6 protein-coding genes are annotated in these 7,197 nt (G+C 75.2%); all 6 read left to right on the top strand.

The genetic code is table 11. The features are described 5' to 3' along the window. Positions 1–10: 10 nt before the first annotated feature. The 6 genes from Q0848_RS13290 (at position 11) to Q0848_RS13315 (ending at position 6,857) form a co-directional block, all read left to right on the top strand. On the top strand, positions 11–1,522 hold the full coding sequence (locus Q0848_RS13290) for a trehalose-6-phosphate synthase (RefSeq protein ID WP_366146604.1): 1,512 nt from the start codon (positions 11–13) through the stop codon (positions 1,520–1,522). Next, on the top strand, positions 1,519–2,322 hold the full coding sequence (otsB, locus tag Q0848_RS13295) for a trehalose-phosphatase (RefSeq protein ID WP_299038321.1): 804 nt from the start codon (positions 1,519–1,521) through the stop codon (positions 2,320–2,322). The genes Q0848_RS13290 and otsB overlap by 4 nt, the downstream gene beginning before the upstream one ends. Before the next feature lie 158 nt (positions 2,323–2,480). After that, the gene (locus tag Q0848_RS13300; protein ID WP_299038323.1) at positions 2,481–3,320 is read left to right on the top strand and encodes an SDR family oxidoreductase; all 840 of its coding nucleotides are present in this window, start codon (positions 2,481–2,483) and stop codon (positions 3,318–3,320) included. A gap of 393 nt (positions 3,321–3,713) precedes the next feature. Continuing rightward, on the top strand, positions 3,714–4,784 hold the full coding sequence (gene ugpC, locus Q0848_RS13305; protein ID WP_299038324.1) for an ABC transporter ATP-binding protein: 1,071 nt from the start codon (positions 3,714–3,716) through the stop codon (positions 4,782–4,784). Between the two features lie 182 nt (positions 4,785–4,966). Continuing rightward, complete coding sequence (locus tag Q0848_RS13310) at positions 4,967–6,208, top strand: DUF4032 domain-containing protein (RefSeq protein WP_299038326.1); 1,242 nt, start codon at positions 4,967–4,969, stop codon at positions 6,206–6,208. Positions 6,209–6,371: 163 nt separating this feature from the next. Next, positions 6,372–6,857, top strand: a complete 486-nt coding sequence (locus Q0848_RS13315; RefSeq protein WP_299038328.1) for a hypothetical protein — start codon at positions 6,372–6,374, stop codon at positions 6,855–6,857. The last annotated feature ends 340 nt before the right edge of the window (positions 6,858–7,197 follow it).

Genomic DNA, 7,197 nt, shown 5'->3' on the forward strand with positions numbered 1-7,197 from the left:
GCCCACCCCGGTGGAGCGGACCCCCGTCCCGGCCGACGGGTACGACGTCGTCGTCGTGGCGAACCGCCTGGCCGTGGACCGCGACGGCACCGGCCAGGACGGGAAGCCGCGCTGGAAGCGCTCGCCCGGCGGGCTCGTCACCGCCCTCGAGCCGGTCATGCAGTCCCAGGACGGCGCCTGGGTCGGGTGGCCCGGCGCTCCCAGCGACGCCGAGGACGCCGTCAGCGAGCCGTTCGACTGGGGCGGCATGCACCTGGTGCCGGTGGGCCTGTCGGCCGAGGAGGTCCAGGGCTTCTACGAGGGCTTCTCCAACGGCACGCTGTGGCCGCTCTACCACGACGTCATCGTGGCCCCGGAGTACCACCGCAACTGGTGGGAGGACTACGTCGCCGTCAACGAGCGCTTCGCGGCGGCGGCGGCGGCGGTGGCCTCCGAGGGGGCCGTGGTGTGGGTGCAGGACTACCAGCTGCAGCTGGTGCCGGCGATGCTGCGCGCCGCGCGCCCCGACCTGAGCATCGGCTTCTTCAACCACATCCCCTTCCCGCCGTACGAGATCTTCGCGCAGCTGCCCTGGCGCCGGCAGGTGCTCGAGGGCCTGCTGGGCGCCGACCTGCTCGGCTTCCAGCGGCCCTCGGACGCGCAGAACTTCCTGCGCGCGTGCCGCCGCTCGCTGCAGCTCGTGCCCCGCCAGCAGGCCGTCGAGGTCCAGGACCCGACCGGGGGGCGGCGCCGCGTGCGCGCCACGGCCTTCCCCATCTCGATCGACGCGGCGGCGATGGACGAGCTCGCGCGCAGCCCCGAGGTGCGCGAGCGAGCCCGCCAGATCCGGGCCGACCTCGGCGACCCGGACACGGTCGTCCTCGGCGTGGACCGCCTCGACTACACCAAGGGCATCGGCCACCGGATCAAGGCCTTCGCGGAGCTGCTCGACGACGGCCTCCTGCGCGCCGACGAGACCGTCCTGGTCCAGGTGGCCACCCCGAGCCGCGAGCGCGTCGAGCAGTACCGGCTGCTGCGCGAGGACATCGAGCTGCAGGTCGGGCGCGTCAACGGCGACCACGGCACGCTCGGGCACTCGGTCGTGCAGTACCTGCACCACAGCTACGGGCGCGAGGAGATGGCCGCGCTCTTCCAGGTGGCCGACGTCATGCTCGTGACGAGCCTGCGCGACGGCATGAACCTCGTCGCCAAGGAGTACGTCGCCGCCCGCCACGACGAGCGCGGCGCGCTGGTGCTGTCGGAGTTCACGGGCGCCGCCGACGAGCTGGGCCAGGCCCTGCACGTCAACCCGCACGACATCGACGGGCTGAAGGCCGCGGTCGTCCAGGCCGTCGTGATGGCGCCGCAGGAGCAGCGCCGCCGGATGCGCTCGATGCGCCGGCGCGTCTTCGAGCACGACGTCCAGCGCTGGGCCCGCGACTTCCTGCGGGCGCTGCGGCCGGACGTGGGCGCCGAGGTCCCCGAGGGCGGCGAGGCCGCCCCGGACGCCGACGCCCCGGCGGCCCAGGAGGGATCGTCGTGACGACGCCGCCCCCCGCCCCCCTGGACGGTGCCCTGGTCCTGGCGCTGGACGCCCTCGCCGCGTCGCCGCGCCCGCTCGTCGCACTGGACTTCGACGGGGTCCTGGCTCCCCTCGTCGACGACCGCGACGCCGCGCGACCGCTGGAGCGCTCGGCGGCCGCGGTGGCGGCGCTGGCCGCCCTCGAGGGCGAGCGCGCCCTCGAGGTCGCGCTCGTCTCCGGCCGCCCGCTGGACTCCCTCGTCCGGCTCGCCGGGCCGCCCGACCGGGCGGGCCTGGTCGGCAGCCACGGCGCGGAGGTGCGCCTGCCCGGCGCGGACGACACGAGCGCGCCGCTGGACGCCGCGCAGCAGGCCCTCCTCGGCGACGTCGTCGACCGGGTGGCCGCCGTCGTGGCCGAGCACCCGGGGACCGACCTGGAGACCAAGCCCGCCGGCGCCGTGCTGCACACCCGCCGCGCGGACGTCGCCACGGCCTCCGCCGCCCAGCGCGCCGTGCACGACGGCCCGGGGCGGCTGCCCGGCGTGCGCGCCCTGCGCGGCAAGGACGTCGTCGAGCTCGCCGTGCTCGACGTCGACAAGGGCCGGTCGGTGCAGATGCTGCGCGAGGCCGTCGCCGCGTCCGCCGTCCTGTACGTCGGTGACGACGTCACGGACGAGCACGCCTTCGCCGTCCTGGACGGCGCGGCCGGTGACGTGGGCGTCAAGGTCGGCCCGGGCGCCACGGCCGCGGGCTTCCGCGTGGCCGGCCCCGAGGCGGTCAGCGCGCTCCTCGAGCACCTCCTGCGGGCGCGTCGGGCCTGAGCCCGGTCCCCGGACGGGCGCCTCACGGCGGGCGCCCGCCCGGTTCGCCCGGGGATGCGGGGGCCGGCGGCGAGCGCCAGGGTGGAGGCGGTCGAGCACCGGCCCCGTCGGGCCAGCGGGCCCGGCGACGTCCCTCCGCGAACCAGAGGAGACCTCCCGTGAGCCAGCCCCCCCAGCAGCAGACGCCCCCCGGCTCGAGCGCCGAGCTCGACCCGCAGCCCGACCACGGCGAGGAGAGCTACCGCGGCTCCGGGCGCCTCGCCGGCAAGGTGGCCCTGATCACCGGCGCCGACAGCGGCATCGGCCGGGCGGTCGCCATCGCCTACGCCCGCGAGGGCGCCGACGTCGCCGTCTCCTACCTCGACGAGCACGAGGACGCCCGGGAGACGGCCCGCTGGGTCGAGGAGGCCGGCCGGAAGGTCGTCCTGCTGCCGGGCGACCTCGCCTCCCCCCAGCACTGCCGCGACGTCGTCGCCCGGACGGTCTCCGAGCTGGGGAAGCTGGACGTCCTGGTCAACAACGCCGCCTTCCAGATGTCGCACGAGACGCTCGAGGAGATCCCGGACGAGGAGTGGGACCACACGCTCGCCGTGAACCTCAGCGCCCTCTTCCACGTCACGAAGGCCGCGCTGCCCCACCTCGGCGAGGGCGCCTCGATCATCAACAGCTCGTCGGTGAACTCCGACAACCCGAGCCCGCAGCTGCTGCCCTACGCGGGCACGAAGGCGGCCATCGCCAACATCTCGGCCAGCCTGGCGCAGATGCTCGCCGAGCGGGGCATCCGCGTGAACAGCGTCGCCCCGGGCCCGGTGTGGACCCCGCTCATCCCGGCGACGATGCCGGCCGAGGCGGTCGAGACCTTCGGCCAGCAGGTGCCGATGGGCCGTCCGGCGCAGCCCGCCGAGTGCGCGCCCGTCTACGTCATGCTCGCGGGCGACGAGGCCAGCTACGTCTCCGGCGCCCGCATCGCCGTGACCGGCGGCAAGCCGATCCTCTGACGCCCTCCCCGACCGCCCCTCCCCCGGCGCCACCGGCCCGGGGGCGGGAGCGGCCCGGTGACGCCCCCACGTCCGGGTGACCGGGTGCCCCCACCGGGCGCCCTGGCACGAGCTCGTCGTGAGGCGCCCCGCGGGCCCCTCCCGTGGTGCATGATGAGCCCGCACGGCGACGCTGCCGTCCGTCCCTGGTGGACTGCACGGCGTCGTGCCCGCCCGGCACCACCGCCTCGAGGTCGAGGCGCCCGCCGGACCGGTCGCGGTCGCGCGCTCGGAGCAGAGCCGCGCAGCCGCACACCACTGCGCACCACGGCACCGAGGGCACCCGCTCCGCAGGTCGCCGCCAACCCCTACGACGGATCGTCCGGCACGTACCTGCCGGTGGGAGGACACACCATGGCAACGGTCACCTACGACAAGGCCTCGCGCATCTACCCGGGCGGCGACAAGCCGGCCGTCGACGCGCTGGACCTGCACATCGAGGACGGCGAGTTCCTCGTCCTCGTCGGCCCCTCGGGCTGCGGGAAGTCCACGTCCCTGCGGATGCTCGCGGGCCTCGAGGACATCAACGCCGGCCGGATCATGATCGGCGACCGCGACGTCACCGACGTGCAGCCGAAGGACCGGGACATCGCGATGGTGTTCCAGAACTACGCGCTGTACCCGCACATGACGGTCGCCGACAACATGGGCTTCGCCCTGAAGATCGCCGGCGTCGACAAGGGCCAGATCCGCACCCGCGTCGAGGAGGCCGCCAAGATCCTCGACCTGCAGGAGTACCTGGACCGCAAGCCGAAGGCCCTCTCCGGCGGTCAGCGCCAGCGCGTGGCCATGGGCCGCGCCATCGTGCGCCAGCCCCAGGTCTTCCTCATGGACGAGCCGCTGTCGAACCTCGACGCCAAGCTCCGCGTCCAGACCCGCACGCAGATCGCGCAGCTCCAGCGCCGCCTCGGCGTCACGACGGTCTACGTCACCCACGACCAGGTCGAGGCCATGACCATGGGCGACCGAGTGGCCGTGCTGAAGGACGGCCTGCTGCAGCAGGTCGCCACGCCGCGCGAGATGTACGACCGCCCGAAGAACGTCTTCGTGGCCGGCTTCATCGGCTCCCCGGCGATGAACCTCATCGAGGTCCCGGTCACCGACGGCGGCATCGTCTTCGGCGACTACACCTTCCCCGTGCCGCGCGACCTGCTCGCGGGCGCCGGCCAGCGCGCCGTCGTCGGCGTGCGCCCGGAGGACCTCGACATCGCCGACGTCGGCCTCCCGGTCGAGGTGGACGTCGTCGAGGAGCTCGGCGCCGACGCCTACATCTACGGCCGCGCGCTCATGGACGGCACCGAGGGCGAGATCATCGCCCGCGTCGACGGCCGCCGTCCCCCGGAGAAGGGCTCGAGCATCCGGCTCGCGCCCAAGGCCGACCACGTGCACCTGTTCTCGGCCTCGTCCGGCGAGCGCCTCGGCTGAGCCGAGCGCGGCCGTCGCCGCACCAGGAGGGGCCGGTCCGCTCGTCGGGCCGGCCCCTCCGCCGCGTCGGGAGCCGTCCGCGCCCGCCCTCCCGGCGGGCGCGGACGCTCGCCGTGCGCGACCACCCGACCAGGACGCCGAGGGCGTCCCGTCCCCGTCCGAAGCAGTGGGAGGATCCCGCCATGGCCGGCCTGCAGATCACCGCCGCGGCACCCGACCCGGCGCTGCTCGACCTCCCGTGGGAGCTGCCGCTCGAGGAGTGGCCGGCCAGCCGCATCGCCGCCCTCCCGCGAGGCATCTCGCGCCACGTGGTGCGCTTCGTGCGGATGTCCGACCAGGTCATCGCCATCAAGGAGATCTCCGAGCACGTCGCCCGCCGCGAGTACCAGATGCTGCGGATGCTGGGGCGGCTCGACGTCCCCTCCGTGCACCCGGTCGCAGTGATCTCCGGTCGTGAGGGGCGGGACGGCGAGCCGCTCGAGGCGGCGCTCGTCACGCGCCACCTGCAGTTCTCGCTTCCCTACCGCGCCCTGTTCAGCCAGGTGCTGCGCCCGGACACCGCGACGCGCGCCATCGACGCCCTCGCCGTGCTCCTGGTGCGCCTGCACCTCACCGGCTTCTACTGGGGCGACGTCTCGTTGTCCAACACCCTGTTCCGCCGGGACGCGGGCGCCTTCGCCGCCTACCTCGTCGACGCCGAGACCGGCGAGCTGCACCAGGAGCTCTCCACCGGCCAGCGCGAGTACGACCTCGAGGTGGCCCGCGTGAACATCGCCGGCGAGCTCATGGACCTGCAGGCCGGCGAGCTGCTCGAGATCGACGTCGACCCCCTGTCGATCAGCGAGCACATCATGAGCCGCTACCGCTCCCTGTGGGTCGAGCTCACCGAGACCGAGTCCTTCGAGTCGGGCGACCGCTGGCGGGTGGCCGCGCGCATCGAGCGCCTCAACGACCTCGGCTTCGACGTCGACGAGCTCTCCATCTCCACCGACCTCGACGGCACCCGGGTCAGCATCCAGCCCAAGGTCGTCGACGCCGGCCACCACAGCCGCCGGCTCCTGCGCCTCACCGGCATCGACGCGCAGGAGAACCAGGCGCGCCGGCTGCTCAACGACCTCGACGGCTACGGCGCGGCCACCGACCAGCAGAACGAGGACGAGGAGATCGTCGCCCACGAGTGGGTGAGCTCGGTGTTCGAGCCGGTGGTGCGCGCCGTCCCCCGCGACCTGCGCCGCAAGCTCGAGCCGGCCGAGGTCTTCCACGAGGTCCTCGAGCACCGCTGGTTCATGAGCGAGCAGCAGCGCCGCGACGTCCCGCTCCTGGAGGCCGTCGGCGCCTACGTCGCCGGCGTCCTGGTGCACCGCCGCGACGAGGCCGCCTTCCTCGGGCAGGACACCTCGCCGCTGGACTCCGTCGAGAGCTGAGTCGCCGGGTCCTCGGGTCAGCGCCGGGCCCGGGCTGGAGCTGTGGCTGGGACGGGTGGGGCGGGAGCCTCTGGGGGCACTGCCTCCGCGCTGCAGGCCAGCGCAGCCGGGTGTGGTGATGATCTGCATGACGCGTCCCCCGGTGCGCGAGCATGATCCGTCCATGAGCACGGATGCGGCCCCGCCGACCCGCCCGCCCCGACGACTCACGCAGGGGCTGCTCCTCGTGGTGGCGCTGACCGCAGCCGGCCTCCTGGCGGTGATGGTCTGGACCGGGATGTGGACGCAGGGCGCGTGGAGCGCGGGGAGCCTGCTGTTCAGCGTGGGCCTCACGGCCTTCAACCTCGCCCCCTTCGCGGCGATGGCGGCCGTGGTGGTCCTCGTCGCCCGCGTCCTCCAGCGAGGAGCGCCGGCGGCCGCGCTCGGGGTGGTGGCGCTGGCCGCCCTCACCGCCGTGCTGCTGGTCTCGTTCGTCACGAGCGAGTCCTCGACCGCAGGCCTGCTCTTCCTCTTCCTGCCGGTCTACCTGGGACTGGTCGCCCTCGTCACGCTCGCGCTGGCCGCGGTCCTGCACCGGGTCCTCCAGCGGCGGGCGCAGCGGCGCGAGGCGCCCGACGACGGGCCGCCGCACGAGGCGGCGCGAGCCTGACGGGATCCCGGCACCGCGACCACCCGCCAGGACCCGCGTCCGAGGTCAGGACCGGCAGGACCCGCGTCCGAGGTCAGGACCGACAGGACCCGCGTCCGAGGTGCGCCCGCGGCGGGCGGGGTGGGCGGCCCGCGGGGCACGTGAGCCGAGCAGATGCCGCGGGGCGGAGACCCCGCGGCAGCGCGGAGGCAGTGCCCCGCGGGACCGGCCCCCCCCCCCCCCCCCCCCCCCCCCCCCCCCCCCCCCCCCCCCCCCCCCCCCCCCCCCCCCGGGCCCCGGGGCCCCGGGCCCCCCCCCCCCCGGCGCGGGGCCCCCCCCGCGCCCCCCCCCCGGGCTGGGG

The organism is uncultured Pseudokineococcus sp., from assembly GCF_947495735.1.
In the GTDB taxonomy this organism is placed as follows: Bacteria; Actinomycetota; Actinomycetes; order Actinomycetales; family Quadrisphaeraceae; genus Pseudokineococcus.

What these genes read in the sequence shown, in the direction of transcription:
- ugpC (WP_299038324.1), top strand. Translation starts at nt 3,714, where the DNA reads ATGGCAACGGTCACCTACGACAAGGCCTCGCGCATCTACCCGGGCGGC.
- Q0848_RS13310 (WP_299038326.1), top strand. Translation starts at nt 4,967, where the DNA reads ATGGCCGGCCTGCAGATCACCGCCGCGGCACCCGACCCGGCGCTGCTC.
- Q0848_RS13315 (WP_299038328.1), top strand. Translation starts at nt 6,372, where the DNA reads ATGAGCACGGATGCGGCCCCGCCGACCCGCCCGCCCCGACGACTCACG.